Annotated in this window: 17 protein-coding genes and 1 tRNA gene; 9 read left to right on the forward strand and 9 right to left on the reverse strand. The window is 63.7% G+C overall.

All coding sequences use genetic code 11. From position 1 onward, the window contains the following. Nucleotides 1-233 precede the first annotated feature (233 nt). A complete protein-coding gene (locus GSQ89_RS33090; RefSeq protein ID WP_158932368.1) occupies nucleotides 234-3,125 on the reverse strand; it encodes a winged helix-turn-helix domain-containing protein in 2,892 nt (963 codons plus the stop codon). A gap of 61 nt (nucleotides 3,126-3,186) precedes the next feature. On the opposite strand from GSQ89_RS33090, the gene GSQ89_RS33095 reads away from it, so the two are divergent. The 5 genes from GSQ89_RS33095 to GSQ89_RS33115 all read left to right on the forward strand — a co-directional run bounded on the left by GSQ89_RS33095 (nucleotide 3,187) and on the right by GSQ89_RS33115 (nucleotide 8,925). Then, nucleotides 3,187-3,411, forward strand: a complete 225-nt coding sequence (locus GSQ89_RS33095) for a DDE-type integrase/transposase/recombinase (protein WP_158932369.1) — start codon at nucleotides 3,187-3,189, stop codon at nucleotides 3,409-3,411. A 224-nt stretch (nucleotides 3,412-3,635) separates the two neighbouring features. Continuing rightward, a complete protein-coding gene (locus GSQ89_RS33100) occupies nucleotides 3,636-4,649 on the forward strand; it encodes a TRAP transporter substrate-binding protein (RefSeq protein WP_158932370.1) in 1,014 nt (337 codons plus the stop codon). Between the two features lie 16 nt (nucleotides 4,650-4,665). Then, nucleotides 4,666-6,483: a TRAP transporter large permease subunit gene (locus tag GSQ89_RS33105; RefSeq protein ID WP_158932371.1), complete on the forward strand. Its 1,818-nt coding sequence runs from the start codon at nucleotides 4,666-4,668 to the stop codon at nucleotides 6,481-6,483. Nucleotides 6,484-6,503: 20 nt separating this feature from the next. After that, complete coding sequence (locus tag GSQ89_RS39920) at nucleotides 6,504-8,099, forward strand: GMC family oxidoreductase (RefSeq protein WP_158932372.1); 1,596 nt, start codon at nucleotides 6,504-6,506, stop codon at nucleotides 8,097-8,099. 16 nt (nucleotides 8,100-8,115) lie between these two features. Beyond that, nucleotides 8,116-8,925 carry a hypothetical protein gene (locus GSQ89_RS33115; protein WP_158932373.1) on the forward strand — a complete coding sequence of 270 codons (810 nt, stop codon included), beginning with the start codon at nucleotides 8,116-8,118 and terminating at the stop codon, nucleotides 8,923-8,925. Nucleotides 8,926-9,307: 382 nt separating this feature from the next. On the opposite strand, the gene GSQ89_RS33120 is transcribed toward GSQ89_RS33115, so the two are convergent. The 3 genes from GSQ89_RS33120 to GSQ89_RS33130 all read right to left on the reverse strand — a co-directional run bounded on the left by GSQ89_RS33120 (nucleotide 9,308) and on the right by GSQ89_RS33130 (nucleotide 14,037). After that, entirely contained in the window at nucleotides 9,308-10,432 is a 1,125-nt protein-coding gene (locus GSQ89_RS33120) for a hypothetical protein (protein WP_158932374.1), read from the reverse strand. A gap of 331 nt (nucleotides 10,433-10,763) precedes the next feature. Further along, the gene (locus GSQ89_RS33125; RefSeq protein WP_158932375.1) at nucleotides 10,764-11,084 is read right to left on the reverse strand and encodes a cupin domain-containing protein; all 321 of its coding nucleotides are present in this window, start codon (nucleotides 11,082-11,084) and stop codon (nucleotides 10,764-10,766) included. Nucleotides 11,085-11,178: 94 nt separating this feature from the next. After that, nucleotides 11,179-14,037 carry a winged helix-turn-helix domain-containing protein gene (locus GSQ89_RS33130; protein WP_158932376.1) on the reverse strand — a complete coding sequence of 953 codons (2,859 nt, stop codon included), beginning with the start codon at nucleotides 14,035-14,037 and terminating at the stop codon, nucleotides 11,179-11,181. 165 nt (nucleotides 14,038-14,202) lie between these two features. On the opposite strand from GSQ89_RS33130, the gene GSQ89_RS33135 reads away from it, so the two are divergent. Then, nucleotides 14,203-14,276: transfer RNA gene (locus tag GSQ89_RS33135), tRNA-Gly, on the forward strand. Between the two features lie 6 nt (nucleotides 14,277-14,282). Here GSQ89_RS33135 and GSQ89_RS33140 read toward each other — a convergent pair. Further along, nucleotides 14,283-15,197: a hydrogen peroxide-inducible genes activator gene (locus tag GSQ89_RS33140; protein ID WP_158932511.1), complete on the reverse strand. Its 915-nt coding sequence runs from the start codon at nucleotides 15,195-15,197 to the stop codon at nucleotides 14,283-14,285. Between the two features lie 90 nt (nucleotides 15,198-15,287). Here GSQ89_RS33140 and GSQ89_RS33145 point away from each other — a divergent pair, with 90 nt between their 5' ends. Both GSQ89_RS33145 and GSQ89_RS33150 read left to right on the forward strand, forming a co-directional pair. Next, a complete protein-coding gene (locus tag GSQ89_RS33145) occupies nucleotides 15,288-15,842 on the forward strand; it encodes a peroxiredoxin (RefSeq protein WP_158932377.1) in 555 nt (184 codons plus the stop codon). Between the two features lie 63 nt (nucleotides 15,843-15,905). After that, nucleotides 15,906-16,448, forward strand: coding sequence for a carboxymuconolactone decarboxylase family protein (locus GSQ89_RS33150; RefSeq protein ID WP_158932378.1), 543 nt, complete (start codon nucleotides 15,906-15,908; stop codon nucleotides 16,446-16,448). Here the strand turns inward: GSQ89_RS33150 and GSQ89_RS33155 are convergent. From GSQ89_RS33155 to GSQ89_RS33170, 4 genes are all read right to left on the reverse strand, one after another. Continuing rightward, nucleotides 16,445-17,962 (reverse strand): hypothetical protein, encoded by a 1,518-nt coding sequence (locus GSQ89_RS33155; protein ID WP_158932379.1) that lies wholly within the window; start codon nucleotides 17,960-17,962, stop codon nucleotides 16,445-16,447. The genes GSQ89_RS33150 and GSQ89_RS33155 overlap by 4 nt on opposite strands. Before the next feature lie 270 nt (nucleotides 17,963-18,232). Further along, complete coding sequence (locus GSQ89_RS39595) at nucleotides 18,233-18,631, reverse strand: response regulator (RefSeq protein WP_158932380.1); 399 nt, start codon at nucleotides 18,629-18,631, stop codon at nucleotides 18,233-18,235. A 190-nt stretch (nucleotides 18,632-18,821) separates the two neighbouring features. After that, a complete protein-coding gene (locus tag GSQ89_RS33165) occupies nucleotides 18,822-19,259 on the reverse strand; it encodes a hypothetical protein (RefSeq protein ID WP_158932381.1) in 438 nt (145 codons plus the stop codon). A 1-nt stretch (nucleotide 19,260) separates the two neighbouring features. Next, nucleotides 19,261-20,616 (reverse strand): FliI/YscN family ATPase, encoded by a 1,356-nt coding sequence (locus tag GSQ89_RS33170; RefSeq protein WP_158932382.1) that lies wholly within the window; start codon nucleotides 20,614-20,616, stop codon nucleotides 19,261-19,263. Nucleotides 20,617-20,781: 165 nt separating this feature from the next. Between GSQ89_RS33170 and ctrA the strand changes: the two genes are divergently transcribed. Further along, nucleotides 20,782-21,519: a response regulator transcription factor CtrA gene (gene ctrA, locus GSQ89_RS33175; RefSeq protein ID WP_158932383.1), complete on the forward strand. Its 738-nt coding sequence runs from the start codon at nucleotides 20,782-20,784 to the stop codon at nucleotides 21,517-21,519. Nucleotides 21,520-21,744 lie beyond the last annotated feature (225 nt).

Below are 21,744 nucleotides of genomic sequence, written 5' to 3' on the forward strand. Positions count from 1 at the left end.
TACAAGCAAACGCTCGCATTTCGACAGCTTGGTTTTCCACCTTTCCACCACGATTTGTCCAAAATGGCCCAGTGACTGCGAAGCTGTGCCTTTTGGCCGAGGGCTTCGAGGCATCCGATCTGTGTGCTGCGAAAGCGCTTCTGGACAAACTGCCAGGATGACGCGCGTTCACTGTGACCGACGAGCCACGCCGGTGTCGAGCTCACGGGCCGTCATCACGTCAGGGATGCCTGTTATCCAGCGCCTCTCGAGAGCGCATCGAGCATGGTCCGGGCAGCCCGCAGGTCAGCCGTGGCAAAGCCTTCGGTGAACCGTTCGTAGACCGGCAGCAGAATTACTCTGGCTTCGTCTTCTCGCCTTTGCGTGACCCGAAACCGCGCAAGGCTAAGCGCGATCCGCAGTTCCCAGAATAAAGCGCCCTGGTCGCGGGCTATCTCACCCGCTTGGTTGAAGCAATCTTCGGCTGTGAAGCCCGACCGATCCGCGGCTTGCAGTAGCAATACCTCACCCTTGATGCGAAGAAGTTCGGGCAGATACCATACCTGGGCGTCCCGCTGACTGGCGTTGGTGATCGCGTCATCCACGGCATTGAGTGCCTCGCCGAATCGTCCGACTCCGGCGAATGCTTGCGCGAGCGTGCCCTTGGCCTCCTGATCGTAGAAGTACTGCCGGGTCTGACCATCCACGTCGAACTCGCCGCGCAGTGTGCTCAAGGCTTCCGAGAACGCGCCGCGCTCGACCATCACCTGGCCTTCCAGGAAGCGCCCCATAGCCTGCAAAAATGGGGCGTTCAGCCTTGTCGAGAGATTGGTCAATCGTGCGATCTCCCGATCAGCGGTGACCAGATCGCCTGTCATGATCGCGATCCGGCATATACCGAAAGTAAAGACCCGATGAAGGGATAGGTGGGGATCCGCGGCGTTTAACTCATCGAGGCTTGCCTGGGCTTCGTTGGACGCCCGTTCCGCGAAACCCCGCAGCAACAGCATCTCAGCCAGCAGTATCCGGGACATCGAAGGGTGATGGGCCGGGAAGGACCAGAACGTTGGATGTTGATCGTCGACGGCGAAGCGAAACCGAAGAGAGCGTTCAAAAGACCGCTGAGCTTCGTGAAGCCTGCCACGAAGAAACTGCAGATAACCCATACGCCGATCGGCAGCTGCGACCGTCGCCGGGTCGCCGATGCGATCGGCAGTTTGCCGGAGCTGTTCCACGGCTGTCCTCGCCGTACCGTAGTTCCGGCCTGTGTCAGTCAACGCTGCCAAAGTCACCAAGGCCCAGACCTGCGTATCAAGATCATCCAGGATTTCAGCGAACTCAAGGGCTTCGGCCGCCATGGTTTGGGTCCGCTCCGACATTCCCTCGGTGATGTACAACACAGTTCCGAGCGCAACTTGCAACAACATCCGCCGCCACATGTTTTGCCGCGTATCCGGCTTCAGACCGAGCAGTGCGTGTTCGCAGCGCTCACGACACTCGCTGTTCAGCCCGCGATGCAGCCAGACCGGCGCATAAGCAGCAGTGAGGTCGCGGCCAATATCTGTGTCCCCGACGGGAGAGAAAGACCAGTCGAGCGCCGCGCGAACATTGTCGATTTCACGCATGCGGCTGATCAGGTCCGCGTTCGACAAGCGCATGTTCAAATCGGATTGGTGTGGCGCGAACAGATCGCGATAGAAGGCCGCGTGCCGCCGGGCAACCACGTTGACCTGGTCGTGCAATGCAAGCTTCTCGAGCGCGTAGGCTCGAACCGTCTCCAGCAGATACCAGCGGAACGTAGCTCCGTTGTTGTCCAGCGTGACCAACGATTTGATGACGAGATTTGCGACGCAATTCATGACCCCGGATGGACCGAGATCGCTATCGTTCATGACCGCAACGACTGCATCAAAAGTAAACCCGGCCGAGAAGATAGCGAGCCGGTGAAACAGCGACCGTTCCGGCTCGGGCAGCAGCTCATGACTCCAATCAAGTGTCGCGCGCAGCGTTTGTTGCCTGGGCATCGCAGTGCGACGCCCGCTGGTCAACAGCGCGAAGCGGTCACCCAGGCTGAGAGCCACTTGTCTCACTCCAAGTGTGGCCGCACGCGCTGCGGCGAATTCAATGGCAAGTGGTATGCCGTCGAGATGCCGGCAGATCGCGCCGATCATCGGGAGATTTTCGGCATGCGGCGAGAAATTCGAGTCCAGGGCTTTTACTCGCGCGATGAAAAGCTCGACTGCGCTGTGTTCAAGAATGTAGTGCGGCTCGTGCCGCTCTCGGGTCGGCACGTCGAGCGGCGGTACTTGATACACATGCTCGCCGTCGATCCGAAAAATTTCGCGGCTCGTTGTCAATAGAGTGACGTTTGGGCACTTTCGGAGGAGGGTTTCGGCGAACTCAGCCGCCGCGGCAATGACATGCTCGCAATTATCAAGGACTAAGAGAAGCTTCTGTGCACCGATGCCGCGCGCGACAAACTCCGCTGACATCCGTTCCAGACCCACAGGAAGCCTGAGTGCATTGGCCGCCATGGATGGCAAGACTGCCGGGTCCGACAGTGACGCCAGCTCGACCAACCAGGCGCCGTCGGGGAACTCCCCGACAACACCGCGAGCGGCTTGCATGGCAAGTCCGGTTTTGCCGATGCCACCGGGTCCGGTCAGGGTCACGACCCGATAGGCGGACATGAGGTCGCGCAATCGGGCTATTGCCCTCGTTCGACCAATGAGGCGTGTGACGGCCGCAGGAAAATGGGTCACCGGGGATTCACGGTCGACCCGCATCCGTTGCAAGCCGACCGGAGGCGCAGTCGCATCATGACGCCGGACCGTCCAATCGCCGAGCAAGCGATAGCCGCGGCCTGACTCGGTCTTCAGCAAGCGCCGGTTCGGCCCCAGCGCCTTACGAACCGCCGCCGCATGAACATGCAGCGTGTTTTCCGTGACGACCGCACCGGGCCAGATGCGATCCATCAGCTCGCTTTTGGTAACCAGTTCACCAGCCGATCGAGCGAGAAGCTCGATAATCTCGAAGGCGCGGCCGCCGACCGGCACAGGGGAACCAAGGACTCGGAGTTCGCGGCGGGCAAGGTCTATCTCGCAATCGCCCGAGGCGTGAGCCAACCAAATGTTCTCGTCAGGCATATCTGCCGCCCGCTATGGGGTTGCTTCCAACTTGTTCGGCAGTCAGCCGACGACATGACGATTGCAGCACATCAGCCAGGGCCGGGAAAGCCGGCGGTTTGCCAGGGTTCGGCAGCAGAAATTCCATGTAACCACCATTTCGGTGGTACGATGGTTCAGTCTGGATATCCTGGTGCAGGAGAAACGCGATGGCGGGGCCGCCAAGCGGTTCTTCAAGCGACTGCTTCAAGGACTGCAATACAGACCGAAGCGCCTCGTCACTGACGGTCTGCGCTCAGCTAGCTGACCCAGCGATACGATGATACCTGTGACAAAGCCACGGAGCTATTTACACAGACTTCCGGACACTCCCATCGAGGCGTAAAGATCGTCACGGTGCTCGACTTCCTTGTCCTGAGCAAAAGCATTCGCTGAAAGGCTGACACTCCCGGTTGACGCGCATCGCGCGGCGTGATTGTCGTCCCTCCGACACGACCGACACAGGCCGTGACCACCAGGAGGATTGATCCAATGCCCGCGCTGATAACCCGCAAACAGTTCCTGACCGGCGCGGCTGCCGCTACCAGTGTCCTGGCGACCCGCCCCGTTCGGGCCGCTCGTACCACCGTCATCCGCCTCGGAGTCGATCTGCCCACCGACCATCCGACCACCATCAACGCCACCGCAGCAGCGAAAAAGATCAAGGATCAGACCGACGGCGCCGTCGACGTCCAGATCTTCCCCAACAACCAGTTGGGCAACGACACCCACATGCTGTCCAACCTGCGCTCCGGCGCGATCCAGATGATGGCGATCGGCGACAACATCCTGGCGACCCTGGTGCCCAGCGCGGCGATCGACAACATCGGTTTCGCCTTCAAGACCCCCGACATGGCCTGGAGCACGCTGGACGGTCCTGTGGGCGACATCGTCCGAACCGACATCGCCAAGACCGGCCTGGTGGCGATGCACCGCATCTGGGACGAGGGTTTCCGCCAGATCACCACCAGTACCAAGCAGATCAACACCCCCGAGGACCTGCACGGGTTCAAGATCCGCGTCCCGCCCAGCCCGATCTCGCTGTCGCTGTTCCAGAGCCTCGGCGCCGCGCCGACCACGATGAACGTCTCGGAACTCTACACCGCCCTGCAAACCCACGTCGTCGACGGCCAGGAAAACCCGCTCGGGAATATCGAGACGGAAAAGTTCTACCAGGTGCAGAAATACTGCTCGATGACCGGGCACATGTGGGTCGGCTACTGGGTGCTGGTCAACGCCACCTTCTGGAACACCATCCCGGCGAACTACCGCAAGATCATCGAGGACAATTTTGACGCCGCCGCCCTGCAGCAGCGCATCGACAACCAGAAGCTGGACGGCTCGCTGGAAGCGAAGCTGAAGGAACAGGGCATGACCTTCGCCACGCCTGATAAGTCGCTGTTCCAGGACGCGCTGGCGAAAGCCGGATTTTACAAGACCTGGAAGGCCAAGTTCACGCCGGAACTGTGGGCGGCGCTGCAGAAAGCCACCGGCCTGGCCGCCTGATCCAAGGCCACACACGATGCTCCGCAAGCTGGACCGGCTGATCGACCTGCTGACGCAGGGCCTGGCGGCTCTGCTTGTGGTCATCGAGGTGGTGATTCTGTTCGTCGGCGTCCTGTGGCGCTATCTGCTGGACAACCCGCTGGTCTGGGTCGAGGAACTCGCCGCCATCCTGTTCCTGTGGCTGGTCAGCCTCGGTGCGGTGATCGCCCTGCGCCGCGGCGAGCACATGTGCATGACGGTGGTGATTGGCCGCGTCGGTGAGCGCACGCAGCGCCTCGCCACGCGGTTCTCGGCGCTGATCGTCGCGCTGGTGACCGCCGGGCTGGTGCTTCCCGGCATTTCCTACGCCGAACAGCAGCAGGCGATCCTGACGCCGGTGATGCAGATCCCCGGATCGTGGGAGATCGCCGGGCAGCTCTTCGCCCTGATCCTGATGTTCTACGTGGCGATCCGCCGGCTGTTCGACGACACGACGTGGCAGGAACTGGCGGCAGTGGTCGGGGTGACGGTCGCGGTCGGCCTTGCCCTCTACGCGCTGGAGCCGGCGTTCGACGCGCTGGGCAACGCCGATCTGCTGATCTTCTTCATCGGCATCGTCGGCGTCTGCATCCTGATCGGCGTGCCGATCGCGTTCAGCTTCGGCATCGCCACCTTCGCCTACATCTATTTCACCACCACCATTCCCCTGGCAGTCGTCATCGGCCAGATGGACCAGGGCATGTCGTCCATCGAGCTACTCGCCGTCCCGATGTTCGTCGTGCTCGGCCTGCTGCTGGAAATGACTGGGGTCGCCCGCGCCATGGTCGATTTCCTGGCCGCGCTGGTCGGGCACCGCCGCGGCGGGCTGTCCTATGTGCTGATCGGGGCGATGTACCTGATCTCCGGGATTTCCGGGTCCAAGGCCGCCGATCAGGCGGCGGTGGCGCCGGTGCTGCTGCCGGAGATGCGCCGCCGCGGATCGGCGCCGGGTGAACTGGTGGCGCAGTTGGCGGCCTCGGCGGCGATGTCGGAGACGATTCCGCCCAGCCTGGTGCTGATCATCGTTGGCGCGGTGACTGGCGTTTCGACCTCGGCGCTGTTCGATGGAGGATTGCTGCCGGCGGCGTTCGCGGCGCTGGGCCTGGCAGTGCTGGTGTTCTTCCGGACTCGGGATGAACGACCGAGCGGCGATCGGGCCGGGGCGCGGCAGGTGCTGCGACTGTTCGTGGTGTCGGTTCCGGCGCTGATCCTGCCGTTCGTCATCCGCTATGCCGTGCTGGCCGGCATCACCACGGCGACCGAGGTGGCGACGGTCGGCGTCGTCTACTCCATCGGCGTCGGGATCGTGGTGTATCGCTGCTTCGACTGGCGCCGGCTGGTGCCGATCCTGGTGGAAACCGCGACATTGTCGGGCGCCATCCTGCTGATCATCGGTCTGGCGAGTGCGATGGCCTGGGCGCTGACCCAGGCCGGCTTCGCGCAGACTTTGGCTGACATGATGACCGGGCTGCCGGGCGGCAAATACGGGTTCATGGCGGTCTCGATCGTGCTGTTCATCGTGTTGGGCAGCGTGCTGGAAGGGCTGCCGGCGATGGTGCTGTTCGGGCCCCTGCTGTTCCCCATCGCCGACCAGCTTGGGATTCACCTCGTGCAATACGCGATCGTAGCGATATTCGCGATGGGCATCGGGCTGTTTTCGCCGCCCTTCGGCGTCGGATTCTACCAGACCTGCCTGATCGGCAAGGTGTCCAGCGACGAGGCATTCGGCCGGATCTGGCCGTATATGGGGGTGCTGGTCGTTGCACTGATCGTCGTTGCCGCCATACCCTGGATCTCGACAGGATTCTTGCAGTAGCGGCTGGGGGTTGGAGCGGGATGGAAACCTACGACTATATCGTTGTCGGCGCCGGGTCCGCCGGGGCGGTGGTCGCCAACCGGCTGTCGGCCGACCCGCGTAACAAGGTGCTGCTTCTGGAAGCCGGTTCGGCGAGCCACCCGTGGTCCCGCATCCCCATCGGCTTCGCCAAGCTGATCAACAACCCCGCCGCCAACTGGCTGTATGCGGCGGAGCCGGAGGCCAACACCAACGGCCGAGCGCTGCCGGTGCCGCGGGGAAAGCTGCTGGGCGGGTCGAGTTCGATCAACGGCATGGCGTTCGTGCGCGGCCAGGCGCAGGATTTCGACACCTGGGCGCAGATGGGCAACCAGGGCTGGAGCTACGACGACGTCCTGCCATTATTCAAGCGTATGGAACGCTACGAAGGCGGCGGCGACGACAAATTCCGTGGCCGAGACGGTCCCCTGCGGGTCACCGATCCGCAGCCGCTCGATCCGCTGTATGTCGCGCTGATCAAGGCGGCGGAGCAGGTCGGGATCCGGCACAATCCAGACTACAACGGCGCCTCGCAGGATGGCATCGCCATGAGCCAGGCAACGATCGCGTCCCGCCGGCGGATGAGCACGGCGCATTGCTTCCTGGACCCGATCCGCAAGCGTCCGAATCTGCATATCGTTACGGATGCGCTGACCCAGGGTCTGGTGCTGGACGGCAAGCGCTGCGTCGGCGTCCGTTACGCCGTCGGCGGCGATGTGCGGCAGGCCGGGGCGGCGCGTGAGGTCGTCATCAGTGCCGGATCGATCAACTCGCCGCAGTTGCTGGAGCTTTCGGGCATTGGCCAGCCGGAACGGTTGCAGGCGCTGGGGATCGAGGTGCGGCACACCCTGCCCGGCGTCGGCGAAAACCTGCGCGACCATTTCGCGCCACGAACGCGCTGGGCGATCGGAGCAAAAGGTTACACATTCAACGACCGAGCGTTTGGGCTGGTGGGGCAGGCATTGCGGTATGCGGCGTCGGGGCGCGGGCTGCTGGGCATGGTGGCGGCGCCGATGCGGGCGTTCGTGCGGTCTCGCGAGGGGCTGGAGGCGCCGGATCTGCTGCTGGGCTGGGTGCCGATGCTGACGGAACCGGGGCCGAAGGGTCCGAAGCTGTCCCGTCAGTCAGGCATGACCTGCTACGCGCACCCGATGCGGCCGGAGAGCAAGGGGCACATCCATGTGGTCTCGGCCGATCCGCGGCGGCAGCCGGCGATCAACTTCAACTTCCTGTCGTCGCCGATCGATGCGGAGCTGACGGTGCGGGCGATCCGGATCGCCCAATCGGTGATGCGGGCGCCGGCGCTGGCGGATTTGCGGGTGACGGAGATCGCGCCGGGGACGGATTTGAAGACCGACGATGAAATCATCGACTGGGTGAAACGCGCGGCGGAGACGACCTATCATCCTGTGGGCACGTGCAAGATGGGCGTGGATGCGATGGCGGTGGTCGATCCCAGGCTGCGCGTGCATGGGGTGGAGGGGCTGCGCGTGGCGGATGCGTCCATCATGCCGACCCTGACGTCGGGGAACACGAACGCGCCGTCGATCATGATCGGGGAGAAGGCCGCGGAGCTGGTGCTGCAAGGGGCAGGCTGAGGCGGCGGCCATCGTCGTGACCTCGCCCTCGGAGGCTGGCCGGACCATCGCGGGACGCGCTGCGAGTGCGGACCCCGCGACCGTCATCGCGGCGGGCGTCCTCGCCGCAATCCTGGCCGCGATCTGTCATGAGACGTTGGGTCACGGCCTGGGTTGCGTCATCGACGGAGGCCGCATCACGCTGCTGACGTCCATCTGGTTCCGATGCGCGGGGGCGATGTCGATCACCGATGCGGGAGGGCCGGTTGGCAGTCTTATCGGTGGCGTGGCGGCGTTGACGTTCCTGTCGGTCCGGGCGCCGGGGTCGGTGCTGCGGCTGGTCATTCTGATGTTCGGTGGCTTCAGCCTGTTCTGGTTCGCGGGGCAGTTGATTACGCAGCCGCTGTTCAACCGGGACGATTTCTTTTTTGTCGCGCATCGGATGGGATGGTCGTGGGTCTGGCGCCCTGTGATGGGAACGATTGGTGTCGTTGCGTATGCGGCGGCGATGCGGTGGGTTGTCGCGGTGCTTCGGTGGCAGCGTGCGCCGGGGTGGCATGCTATCCGATTGTCGTACGTGGCCGGCGTGGTCTCCGCAGTGGTCGCGGGCCTGATGTGGCAAGTCGAACCGGTCAGAAGTGCCATCGAGGGGTTTCAGACCTTAGGAATTGTGCCGCTCGGTTTGCTCGTCGCCGCGCGCAGGGGAAGCCGCGATGGGGTGGGCGATGTTGCCCCCGTCCCTCGCTCATGGGCGTGGATTGTTGGTTGTGCAGTTGTCTTTGGGCTTTTTCTGTTCGTGCAGTCCCGTGGGTTGGGCTCTTTGGCCGGAGCGGGTTTCGTACGTTAGTACCCTGCGCAGAGTATTTGACTGACGGGTTGAGGGGCTGGCTGCATTCGACCCTTCTCGGACATTCCCACCAGACTGCCGAATGCCAGGAGCGGGCCGAAAGCAGAGCGACAGCTTTGGAGCGAGCGTGGCAAATCGAAGACGCTGATTGTGGACGTGCAACCAGAGCGGCGTGGTCTTGTGCATAAAATGAACGCCGTCGAGCCACGCCTTCGGGCTGAGCCAAGGTGCCGGCTAAGTGCCCGCGATGGGCGTGAAGTAGCGGCACCTTGCCGACAGCAGCCTTTGTGCTTTGCGAGGCTGATGCGGAAAGTTGATTTATTGCGAGCCGCGAAGACCGAGCGATATTGGAACAACTGGTACAATTCTTACCCCGATGGCGCTATGCAACTGCATCCGTAGTCCCCATGTCAAACTCGAAAATAGGCTTTTCCAAGATCGTGTTGAACTCGGACGGAGTGTTGAGCCAGCGAAAGCCCCAAGGGCTGGCAAGGAGAACGTGTCCCTGGCTAGCACCGGGCTGGCGGTCATCCCAGATTCCAAGTTTCTCGATGTCGTCCACAAGATCAGCCAATTGACGCGAGTCCATCACCACAGTGTTCGGCTCGAACCCTTCCCTGCCAATGTGGTCAAGTATCTCTTGTGTCGCATCGGACGATCCTGTTGAGTAGGTAGCAAGCATCTTACCGCCCAGCCGATTGTTGATGCTGACCTGACGGTCATAGGTCGGGCTCGTAACGGGGCCGGGGGAAGAACCACTGATTCGAAACATTTGCTTCTGGGGGTCGCAGTGTACTGTCCATGACATCGGAAAATTCGCACTCAGACGCCCTACGATCTCCTTCGCGGGATCGAAGGAGCGCATCGAAGCAGCGTTGTAGTCCCGCAGTATCTCGAAGAACCCCATTCCTCGAGTCAGCGCCTCGTTGATTTCTTCAATGGAAAGCTTGTCTGGGTGGCCTCCATTACGGTTGCGCAGACGAAGCTCGTCACCCCAGAGCACGTAATCGGCGTGAGAGACGCCGTTCCGAATGTCGTCCCGGAAGGCATCTTCCAGCAGGAAGGATAGGCGGGACAACCCGATCGATTTGGCGGATGAGGCGAGGTCACGGAACGTTGCGTTTGCATTTGGCCCGGTAATCCGAGCGGACGTCTTCTTGACGCGCACGAGGTCCTTGAAGGGCCAAAGCAGATAGGGCTTCAACGTCACAACGCCCATGATGTTCTTCAGACTTTCATAGAACCCGCCCGCCTCGGAAAGCTGGCAATAGAGCATTAGCATGACCCGAAATTCCGCCTTGGAGATTGGTTGGGTCTTCTGAGATAGGATTGAAAGCTCGTCGAAGACTTCATTAGCGGTGATTGTCGTGGACCAACCGGCGTCCTGCATTCCCCGAAACTCACCGCTCAGCGAGGCTGCGAAGTCGAGCTCGTTGATTTGCCTTGCGAAGCTGTAGAGATGAGAGAGATGCTCGTTTAATTGGACGACAAACGTCTTGGGTTCCATCGGCGGCCTTTCAGAAACAGAAAACGCGGCACAGTAACACAGCAGCGCAATGTTAGCTCCAAAACGGTCTTGGCTTTCAGTTCAATGCCATCCTCCTATGGTTACGGTTCCGCTCTAGGGTAGTGGCTTGCTTCACCCGGACGACGAAAGAGCGAAGCGGACTACAGTACGACCCCCCATGTCCGTTTTCCATCCAAGGCCGTCCATCCGACGAGATCCGAACTCACCGGCGACAGACTTGGGCCGCTAGGATGGTGATCGCCAGTAACCTGTCGAACGCTCCGTGCGACGGTACTAACGACGGTGACACTCATGAAGAGAGTCTGGGCCGCTATTTCTCCGGCCCATAAAACACCACCCAAACCGCAAAGTCGGCCGAATTACCCTCGAACCCATGCGGCACATGCGCGGCACAGAACAGAAGGTCCCCCGGCCCCACCTCGGTCACCCGATCCTCCACCCGATACCGAGCCGTCCCAGCGGCAACGAAATAAATCTCGTCGCGCAGATGCGGAACTTGCGGCCCGTCGGTCGGCCGAGCAGCGAACCGGAACTTCAGGTCACCGTCACGGAACACCTCGATGGACCGGCCCGGCGTCCGCGGCAGCGTCAGGGCAGCGGCAAGCGACACTGGCGGCGGCGTATGATCCACGGTTTGTCCTCCCTGATCGGCACTCTATGAACTGACCCAGCCCCGTCCCCCACAACAGCAACGATACCGGCGATGTTCTTCTGGAACGCCCGCCTCACCCCGGCAGCCCGTCCAGCAACGCCTTCGCAGCCCGCAAATCGGGCGCCCCGAACCCCTCGGTGAACCGGTCATAAACCGGCGCCAGAACCTGTCTCGCCTCCCCGCCGCGGTCCTGGGTCACCCGCAAGCGCGCAAGGCTCACAGCCAACCGCAGCTCCCAGAACAAGGCGCCCTGCGCCCGAGCGACCCCAATCCCGCGTTGCAGGCAATCCTCCACCACCGGATCACCCGGATCGCGCAGCGCCAGCAGTTCGGCTTCGACCCGCAGCGTTTCCGGCACGAACCACCGGTTGCCCGTGTCCGCGGCAAAGCCCAGCGCAAGGGTAACCTCGGCGAGGCCCTCATCGATGTGGCCAAGCGCGCCCAAAGCCATGGCAAGCTCCGTCAGGAAAAACGGATAATACAGTTGATAGCGCGACTCCCGCATCTCAGTCAGGCCGCGGCTCAGCATATCCATCCCGGCTGCCGGGTCGCCACGCCTCACCGCCACACTGCCACGCACGCAATACCCGGTGGCATAGGAAGGGCGCAGATCATGGATGGACGCATCGTTCATGAGTTCTTCGCCGTAACGGTCTGCGACCTCCAACGCGCCAACACTCAGGAAAACGTAAGCGCCGGCCCAGGCCGGGGACACGCCGACGACAGCCGGAAAACCCAAGGCGTGCGCCTGCGCGACCACCCGCATGGCTGACCGCAACGCGCGGTCCAGAAAACCTTGCGACAACAGGCTAACCGCAATCTGACCGGCGGCAACCACCGGCAGATCGCGGGTGAAGCGAAACATGTTCCGATTGCGGCTCTCGATTGGATACTGATCGATCGTCCGCTGCAGGCACGCGATCGCCTCGGCGTGTTCGGCCTGATAGATCTGTGTCACGCCAAGCCGAAAATCGACCAGCGCCTGCGATTGCGCATCGCCGTAGCCGGCGACGTCCTTGAACTGGCGCGCCAAGGTCAGGGCATCATCCAGTGCCGATGTGCGGAGCGAAAACACCCAGAGATGATGCATCGCACGTTGCTGATACTCGGAATCTCCGAGTTCCAACGCAAGCGTCAGGGCCCGCCTCAGCGCCGAACGGGCGTCGTCATCCATTCCCCGGGTGTACAGCAGCGATGTTCCCAAATTGCACCGCAGGGCCATTTCGTACCGCGTGCCGGCGGCGTCTCCGATCTGCGCCAGCGCCTTGCCGGCCCGCTCGCACCCTTCCGGTACCAGGGACGCTGCGACCCAGAAGTCCGCCGCCGTCGCGGCAAGGCGCACACCCAACGCGGCATTCCCACCGGGGGAAAATGCCCAGTTCAGCGCGGCTCGCAGGTTGTCGACTTCGACCCGATAGCGCGGCAGATCGGCGAGCGCGGCCGGAAGCTGCGCCGCGGTTCCAAACGGGGCGAACAGCGCCAGGCAGAATTCCGCCTGCCGCCGCGCCGCCTGCTCGGTTTCGCCGCCGCCTTCAAGCTTCTCCAGCCCATAGACGCGCGTCGTCTCCAGCAAATGCCAGCGCAAGGCCGCGTCACGGTCCAGCGTGACCAGGGACTTGCTGACGAGGTTGCCAATCGCCTCGATGACGAAGGCGGGGTCGCCGGCGCCATCGTTCAGCACCGCGGCGGCCGCCTCGACGGTGAAGCCGCCGGAGAAAATGGCCAGGTGGCGCAGCAGGCTCTGTTCCGCTGCGGGCAGCAGTTCATAGCTCCAGTCGAGCACCGCCCGCAGCGTGCGGTGGCGCGGCAGCGCCGTCCGGCGTCCGCTCGTCAACAGCACGAAACGCTCATGCAGGTTCGCCAGGACCGGCAGTATCCCGGACGTCGAGGCGCGCGCGGCGGCGAATTCGATGGCCAGCGGAATGCCGTCGAGGTGGCGGCAGATCGCGCCGATGTTCCGCAGTTCGCCCGCGCCCGGCGAGAAGCCGCCGCCCAATGCATTGGTCCGGGTGATGAAAAGCTCGACGGCGCTGTGCTTCAGAATGTGGTCCGCTTCGTCCTGCCCGGCAGCGGGAACGTCCAGCGGCGGCACGTGATAGACATACTCGCCCTGGATGCGCAGGGTTTCGCGGCTTGTCGCCAGGATCGTCACATGCGGGCAGCGCGCCAGAAGCGTTTCGGCCAGAATGGCGACCGCCTCGATGAGATGTTCGCAATTGTCGAGCACCAGCAGCAGCGTCTTGTCACCGACGGCACGCGCGATCGTCTCGGGCGTGACGTCGGTAGGCCCGGCCGGCAGCCGCAGCGCGCCCGCGACCGCGGCCGGCACCAGGGCAGGATCGGACAGCGACGCCAGTTCGGCCAGCCAGCCGCCGCCGGCGAATTCCCCGACGACACCGCGCGCGACTTTCAAGGCCAGGCTGGTTTTGCCGATGCCGCCGGGTCCGGCCAGGGTCACCAGGCGGTAGGCGGACACGAGGTCCCGCAACCGCGCCGCCGCCGCGCTTCGGCCGACAAGGCCTGTCATCGGTACAGGAAAATTGGTCGACGGCGATTCGCCGTCGGTCCGTATCCTTTGCAGACCGGCCGGAGGCCTCGCCGCATCGTGCCGGCTGACGGTCCAGTCACCCAGCAGGCGAAAGCCCCGGCCCGATTCGGTCTTCAAAAGGTTCCGGTAGGGACCAAGCGCCTTGCGGACCGCCATGGCATGAACATGCAGCGTGTTGTCGGTGACGATCGCGCCCGGCCAGATGCGGTCCATCAATTCGTTTTTGCTGACGATCTCGCCGGCCGAGTGGGCGAGCACCTCGATGACCTCGAAAGCGCGGCCGCCCACAGGGACGGTAGCGCCAAAGATGCGGAGTTCGCGGCGCGCAAGGTCGATCTCACACTCACCGGAGGCATGAACCAGCCGGATGTGTTCATCAGGCATTACAGGGTCCGTCATGTGGCTTCGGCCACATCTTCTAGCGATTCGATTACAACATACTCTCGGCAGCGTACCGACGGGACCGTGGAAAGCAAGCCTCGGCTACCAAACGCGAAGCAACACCGAATTGCATCGCCGAAGCGAACCGTCTAAAAGGACGCCCCCGGCGCGGGTGTAGTTCAATGGTAGAACGGCAGCTTCCCAAGCTGCACACGAGGGTTCGATTCCCTTCACCCGCTCCAGACCCCCTACCCGTCCAGCGCCCCCCGGCAGATCTCCACCAGATGCGACCCCAGCGCTCGGTAATCCGCAGCGCGCGGCGCATTGGGGCGCCAGGCGAGGCCCAGCGTCCGCCACGCCCCTGCCCCGGCCAGTGGCCGCAGCACCAGGCCGGTTCCATCGGTGATCCCGGCCGCCACCGCCAGTTTCGGCAGCAGCGTGATCCCCAGCCCGCTGGCCACCATCTGCACCAGCGTATGCAAGCTCGTCGCGGCAAAACCATCGTGATCGCCCGCCAGCAGGCCGCACACCGCCAGCGCCTGGTCGCGCAGGCAGTGCCCGTCCTCCAGCAGCAGCAGCCGTTCGGTCGCCAGGGCGGCGACGGGGATCTGTTCCTCTCCGGCTAACCGATGATTGGGCGGCAGCGCGATCAGGAACCCATCGCGCGCCACCGGCACCGTATCCGCGCCGCCGCAATCGCACGGCGTGGCCAGCAACAGCAGATCCAGCCGGTTGGCGGTCAGCCGGTCCACCAGGTTCGCCGTGGTGTCCTCCCGCAGATACAGCCGCAACCGAGGAAACGCCGAACGCAACGCCGGCATCAGCGTCGGCAGCAGGAACGGGCCGATGGTCGGGATGACACCCAGGCGCAGCGGCCCGGCCATCGGCTCCCGAGCGGCCATTGCCGCCTCGGTGACGGCTTCCAGCGCGGTCAGGGCGGTCCGGGCGCGCTCCACCAGTTCCAGGCCCAGCGGCGTGAAGACGACGTGCCGGCCGGCGGCGCGATCCAGGATGTGGCAGTCCAATTGCCGCTCCAACGCCAGCAATCCGGCCGACAGCGTCGACTGCGTCACCGCGCAAGCCTGCGCCGCTCGGCCGAAATGGCGGCTCTCGGCCAAGGTCACCAGATAGCGGAGCTGTTGCGGGCTGGGGAGCAGCGTCATCGGTTCATTCAATCAAACTATCCAAGTTCATTCATTGGCACGAAAGCGCCGAGCGCGCTAATTGTGCGCTGCACCATTTGGAGAGACCTGATGCTGACTGTTGGCGACACATTCCCCGCGTTTTCCCTGAAGGCGGTCAAAGGCGGCCCGGCGGGCCTGAAACTGGATACCGCGTTCACGGATATCGGATCGGACACCGATGCCGGGAAGTGGAAACTCGTATTCTTCTGGCCGAAGGATTTCACTTTTGTCTGCCCCACGGAAATCGTGGCGTTCGGCAAGCTGGCCAACGACTTCGCCGACCGCGACACCGTCGTCTACGGCGTCTCCATCGACAGTGAGTTCGTGCACCTGAACTGGCGCCTGCACCACGACGATCTGCGGACCCTGTCCATCCCGATGCTGGCCGACGTCAAGCGCGAACTGGCAACCGCGACCGGCGTGCTGGACAAGGCCGAGGGCGTCGCCCTGCGCGCCACCTTCCTGGTCGATCCGGAGAGCATCATCCGCTACGCAGCGGTGAACGACCTGTCGGTGGGCCGCAACCCGGCCGAGGTGCTGCGGGTGCTAGACGCCTTGCAGACCGACGAACTGTGCCCGTGCAACTGGAACAAGGGCGAACAGGTCCTGCGTCCGGCCGCCTGACCCAAACACGAGCCATGGTCCGGCGACACCCGGACCATGGCTCGCTATCCGGAGAAACGTTCAATGTCGTTGGAAGCCCTAAAGACCGCCCTGCCCGACTACGCGAAGGATATCCGCCTCAACCTGGGTTCATTGGCGACCGATCCGACCTTGTCGGACGAACAACGGGCCGGAACGTTCATCGCGTCCGCCATCGCCGCCCGCAATCCGCTGGTGACCGAGGCCATCATCGCGGAATTCGCCCCCCGTCTGTCACCCGAGGCCCTGGCCGCGGCCAAGGCGGCAGCAGCGATCATGGCAATGAACAACATCTACTACCGCTTCACCCACCTGGTGGGCGGCGATTACCAGACCATGCCGGCGAAGCTGCGGATGAACGTCATGGCCAAGCCGGGCGTGGACAAAGCGACGTTCGAGCTATGGTCGCTGGCCGTCTCAGCCATCAACGGCTGCGGCATGTGCATGGAAAGCCATGAACATGCGGTTCGCCAGCACGGCCTGACAGCGGAGCAGGTTCAGACCGCGGTCCGGATCGCCGCGGTGGTGCATGCGACCGCCGCAACCCTGGACGCCGAACGTGACGTCGCCCTGCCGATGGCGGCCTAACGGGTCTGGGTCGCCGGCTGCTTCGCCTCGGCCGCGACCCAGACATCCAGGCAACCCGCCTTGCCCCGCCGATACACCACCAGGCCGTCGAACGCACTGATCGGCCGGTAACGCGACCACGCCCGGGCGAACGCCGGGTCGGCGGCACTCAGCACACTAATATAATGCGTCGTTTCTCTTGTATCGACCACGGCGATGTCGGGACAGCCGGCGATGAAGTCATGCGCGACCCAGCGGGCGATCGGCCATTCCCTGGCCACCGCGGGATCGGATGTGGCACGCCAGACCTCGCCCTTCAGCGCCCACATGGAATCGAAACGCGACGCCCATTTGACGCCCGTCTCGTTCACCACCGGAAACCCCAGCGCGATCCATTCGGAAAACGCGATATACGTCCGAGCATGGTTGGCTCGGATGATGTGCTCCAGGTGATCCACCGCGGTCAGCCTGGGATCCAGGGCCTCGACGGCGTCCGGTTCCAGCCGCTGCACGGACGATACGCAGAACACCATGACCGTAAGGCCCGCGACGACCAGCGGCCAGCGGATCCGCCAGCGGCGCTGCACCAACTCGGTCGCGGTCCATAGCAGCAGCGCGAGCACGGTCGTCACGGCCGCCGGCAGGCGGTGATAGTACCAGTCCTTACCGGCCGCGAAGTAGACCACGGTGCTGGTCGCGGCGAAAACGACCAGCGTCAGCATCAGGGTGTAGTCGCTCAGGGTGCGGCGGCGCAGCCACAGCAGACCGGTCGCCACCGCCAGTCCGCCCAGCAGCATGGCGCTGTCGGCCACCAACGTCAGGAACGGCACATCGGTCGCCCCGTACAGCGCCAGAGCCATCGGTATTGCTCGGCGTAGATACGCCGGGCATACGATCGCAACCAAGGCGGCATAACCCACCAGCGTCGCCGCCGCGACCAGCGGCATGATCCGCCACGGCCGCAGGCCACGCGTCAGGGCCAGGCATTCCAATACCGCGAAGACCACGCAGTACTGCGGCTTCAAGGCACAGCCCAATCCCGCGAGCATGCCGGCGACAAGGGCGGCGACGACCGGCTTCCACGTGCCGTTAAAGGAGTCCCGGCCGTCGAGGGACCGGACGAACAGCGCCAGATACGGCAGGAAGGCGGCAACCAGAAGATGCTCCCGCTGCCCCAGGTCGGCTGCCGGCAGGATCAGCAGGACGGACCCGATCGCCGCGAAAACGGGCAGCGATTCGGCGAAAATGCCGCCTCGCGCACGCAGCAGGCGCGCCGTCCACCAGGCACAGCCAAGCACTCCGGCGATAAAAACCGGCATCGCGACGAACTGCGTATCGACCTTCAGCCATCGTGCGATTTCCAGCGGGATGGCCGATATCCAGACGATCAGCGGCGGGTTGACCTCGACCACGTCGATATAGAGCGTACGTCCGGCCATCCAGCGCCGCGCGACATACAGCAGCCAGGCGACGTCGTCCTTCAGGGGTGAGCGCAAGGCGATGAACAGGACGACACCCATAACGGACGCAAGCACAAGCAAGCTGACAGCGGATACCATCGGCCTGTGGGGCGCGGCGACCGGGCGTACTGCCCGGCTGGAAACTGGGGTCATCGAGGCTCGATCTGCAGGCGGTCGGTCGGGAAACGTGCGGCTATCGCACGCTTTGTTGCCACATCGTTAGAGCCGAGCCAAGTGGTTTAATCATGGCAACGTGACCGCCGGATCACGCTTTTTCTACGCGTACTCGCGTTTTTTGACGATTGACCGTTTCACGGGCAATTGTGTTCACCCAAGCCGGAACGATCAACTATCGAGCAACGCCGCGATCCGCCGGGCGACCTGATTTTGCGAGTATGGCTTCTCAATGAACCGGGTACCGGGAATGGAGATGCCGGGCGAACTGCGGCCGCCGTGATAACCCGACGTCAGCAGCACCGGCACATCCGGGTAGTGCGATCGAAACCATTCCGCCAGCCCGAACCCATCCATTTTTCCGGGCATTCGGATATCGGTGAACACCAGGCTCACCGGCGTCTCGGCAGCCATGGCCGCGATTGCCTCACTCGCATCGCCTGCCTCCACGACATTATATCCGCAGTCGCGCAAGTATTCGGCGATCGGCATCCGCACCATCGTCTCGTCTTCGACGACGAGAACGGTAGGCGCGTTGCTCTGTTGAGTGTGGTTCGATTCTCTGGGCATGTACAACACATTCATAGACCGCAATGTAAGGCCGCGGTCAGTGGAATGCGGCCCGTACCGTGGCAATTTCGCGTGATGTGCCAATGCCACCCACTCCATACGCGACCGTCTCCTATGCAGAAATCGCTGGCGTCCGGCAGCTCGAATCAGCCCCAGATCGTTCCGCCCCCAACCCGGCAGCCGAACGCGGTCAGAAGGACCTGCGCCGCCGCCGCGCCACGAACCGGGCGATATCGTCCAGCACATGCTGCTCCCGGCGGTTCGCCTCGGCCTGGACGGCGGCTTGCCGCTCCTGCATCAGTTGATCCACGGCCTCCGCCGCGGCGCGTTCGGCCGCGACAACGCCACGTGCCTGCCCTGAACGGTCCTCGGCGACCGCGAGGTCCGCGAGGATGCTTCGGCGTTCCGCCTGCAGGGTTGCCAGGTGGATCGCCGTCATCTCCATGAATTGGTGGGAGTCCTGCCATGCCCTGCCGGTCTGACGGTCGCGTGCCGCCGCGCCATCGAGCGACCTGATTCTGTCGGCTATCGCGGCTTCCGCGGCCAGACACGCGCCCAGTGCATACCGCGCCTGCTCGACCGATCGCCGCCGCACCGACAACAGGATCTTCAACGGGTCGCGTACCACGCTAACCCCCCAGTGCCTGGTTCAGGCGTTGAAACGATTCATCGAAACCGGTCCGATCGCCGGGGGCCTGGCGCAGGAAATCCTCGATCGCCGGGGTAAGGCGCAGGGCTTCGTCCACCGCCGGGTCGGTCCCGGGCCGGTAGGCGCCCAGCCGGACCATGTCCACCATGTCGCCATACAGCGATAATATCGCCCGGGCGCGGCAGATTGTGGCGGCCTGGGCGTCGTCGAGGCAGGATGCTGCGACGCGGGACAGCGAGCGCAGGATGTCGATCGCCGGATAGCGGCCCGCTTCGGCGATCTTGCGATCCATGACGACCTGGCCGTCCAGAATGCCGCGGATCGCGTCCGCCACGGGTTCGTTGTGGTCGTCACCCTCCACCAGGACGGAGAACAGACCGGTGATCTGCCCGGCGCTGTCGTCAGCCAGGATCGGTCCCGGACCGGCCCGTTCCAGCAATCGCGGCAATTCGGCGAACACACTTGGGGGGTAGCCGCGCGTCGCCGGCGGTTCGCCCAGCGACAAGCCAATTTCCCGCAATGCCAGGCAAAAACGGGTCACGCTGTCCATGAGAAGAAGGACCGACAGGCCCTGATCCCGAAAATGTTCGGCGACGGTCATCGCGGTGTAGGCGCACTGGCGGCGCATCAGCGGCGGCGCGTCGGAGGTCGCGACCACCACCACGGATCGCGCCATCCCGTCCGGCCCGAGATCGTTCTCGATGAAGTCGCGGACCTCCCGGCCCCGTTCACCGACCAGGGCGAGGACCGCCACATCGCATTGTGTGCCGCGGGTCAGCATCGACAGCAGCGTGGATTTGCCGACGCCGGAGCCGGCGAACAGCCCCAGGCGCTGGCCTTGCCGGCACGTGGCGAAACAATTGAGCGCTCGGACACCCAGATCGATGCGCGGGCCAAGGCGGGCGCGCGCCGTGGCATCCGGTGGTGCGATGCGGGTCGGCCGGGGCGAAGAGCCGCCCAACAAGATCCCTGCCCGGTCGAGCGGATTGCCCAGCGGGTCGATCACCCGGCCCAGCCAGGACGATGCGACGTCGAGCATGGTATGCGACCGGTCGTACAACAGCGCCTTCGCGCCATGCGCCAGACCGTCCAGCGCGCCAAAGGCCATTGCCTGCAAGGCGGCGTCGCGAAAGCCGATCACCTCGGCTGGGATCAGGCGTTCGTCGCGGGTCCGCAGCGCCAGGCGATCGCCAATCGCGGCCAGGCCGGTCAGCCCTTCGACCTCGACGACAAGGCCGAGGAGGTTGGTCACGGTGCCGCTGATCTGGGCGAGTTGGGTGCGGCGAAGGCGCGCTTTGCAGGCCTCTACGCGATTCGTGAGATTACATCCTCTCATTGAGAGTTATGTGTCCAAATAACATATATGTTCTTCATACATTCGCATTCAAACGTGCCCGGATAGCCCTTATTCGTAAGAAATACACTAATATGTTGAAAATCTGTTAGCCAAAAACACGCTATGGTGGTATACGTTCATTCATGTTTTGTTAAGGAGAGCCGGATGCGCGTCCTTCTGGTTGAAGAAGACTTGATCGCTGCACGCGGTATAACGCTCATGCTGAAAGCCGCCGGCGCGGTCGTGGATCAGACCGACAGCGGGGAGGACGCTCTTGAGCTGCTGCGGCACTACGAATACGACATCGTCCTCCTCGACCTGGCGTTGCCCGACATCGAGGGGTTCGAGGTCGTGCGACGCATGCGGGTGGCGCGCAACGACACGCCGGTATTGATCCTGTCCGGCCTGACCATGCCGCAGGCTCGTGTGAAGGCGCTGAGCCTGGGCGCCGACGATTTCATCACCAAGCCATACGACAAGGCGGAACTGCTCGCCCGGATGCAGGCGATCGTCCGCCGCAGCAAGGGATTCAGCCAGCCCACCGTCCGCCTGGGCCGGTTGGAACTGAACCTGGACAGCCGCGAAGTCACGGTGGACGGCCGCGATGTGCACCTTACGGGCAAGGAATATTCGATCCTGGAGCTGCTGGTTCTGCGCAAAGGGATGGTCCTGACCAAGGAAGCGTTCCTGAACCATCTTTACGGCGGGATGGATGAACCAGAGGTTAAAATCATTGACGTTTTTGTATGTAAGCTCAGAAAAAAACTCGCCCGGGCCGGCGCCGACGGAATTATCGGCACGATCTGGGGCCGCGGCTACATGATCCGTGAGGCGGCGACGCAGGACGCCTTCCCGGCGGTGTTCGAGCCGATGCGCGTTCCGCGTCTGTCGCCCGCGGCCTGACCGAACGGGATGCAGCCTGACCGGACGGGATGAGGCCTCGCGGCGAAAGAACGAACCGTCTGGCGAGCGCCGCCAACCCGCATCGTCATCGCAGGCAAAGGCCTGCCATCCACGCCTTGCTGCCCGGGCCTCGGAAAAGGCATGGATGGCAGGCCTGCGCCCGCCATGACGGGATTGGGCACACCGCCCATATCGAAGCACTTATTGATTAACGGACCCGCAGAC

Source organism: Acidisphaera sp. S103, from assembly GCF_009765975.1.
Classification (GTDB): Bacteria; Pseudomonadota; Alphaproteobacteria; order Acetobacterales; family Acetobacteraceae; genus Rhodopila.

Coding starts and splice junctions, on each gene's coding strand:
- GSQ89_RS33090 (WP_158932368.1), bottom strand. CDS start 3,125: ATGCCTGACGAGAACATTTGGTTGGCTCACGCCTCGGGCGATTGCGAG.
- GSQ89_RS33100 (WP_158932370.1), top strand. CDS start 3,636: ATGCCCGCGCTGATAACCCGCAAACAGTTCCTGACCGGCGCGGCTGCC.
- GSQ89_RS33105 (WP_158932371.1), top strand. CDS start 4,666: ATGCTCCGCAAGCTGGACCGGCTGATCGACCTGCTGACGCAGGGCCTG.
- GSQ89_RS39920 (WP_158932372.1), top strand. CDS start 6,504: ATGGAAACCTACGACTATATCGTTGTCGGCGCCGGGTCCGCCGGGGCG.
- GSQ89_RS33120 (WP_158932374.1), bottom strand. CDS start 10,432: ATGGAACCCAAGACGTTTGTCGTCCAATTAAACGAGCATCTCTCTCAT.
- GSQ89_RS33130 (WP_158932376.1), bottom strand. CDS start 14,037: ATGCCTGATGAACACATCCGGCTGGTTCATGCCTCCGGTGAGTGTGAG.
- GSQ89_RS33140 (WP_158932511.1), bottom strand. CDS start 15,197: ATGACGCTGCTCCCCAGCCCGCAACAGCTCCGCTATCTGGTGACCTTG.
- GSQ89_RS33145 (WP_158932377.1), top strand. CDS start 15,288: ATGCTGACTGTTGGCGACACATTCCCCGCGTTTTCCCTGAAGGCGGTC.
- GSQ89_RS33150 (WP_158932378.1), top strand. CDS start 15,906: ATGTCGTTGGAAGCCCTAAAGACCGCCCTGCCCGACTACGCGAAGGAT.
- GSQ89_RS39595 (WP_158932380.1), bottom strand. CDS start 18,631: ATGCCCAGAGAATCGAACCACACTCAACAGAGCAACGCGCCTACCGTT.
- GSQ89_RS33170 (WP_158932382.1), bottom strand. CDS start 20,616: ATGAGAGGATGTAATCTCACGAATCGCGTAGAGGCCTGCAAAGCGCGC.
- ctrA (WP_158932383.1), top strand. CDS start 20,782: ATGCGCGTCCTTCTGGTTGAAGAAGACTTGATCGCTGCACGCGGTATA.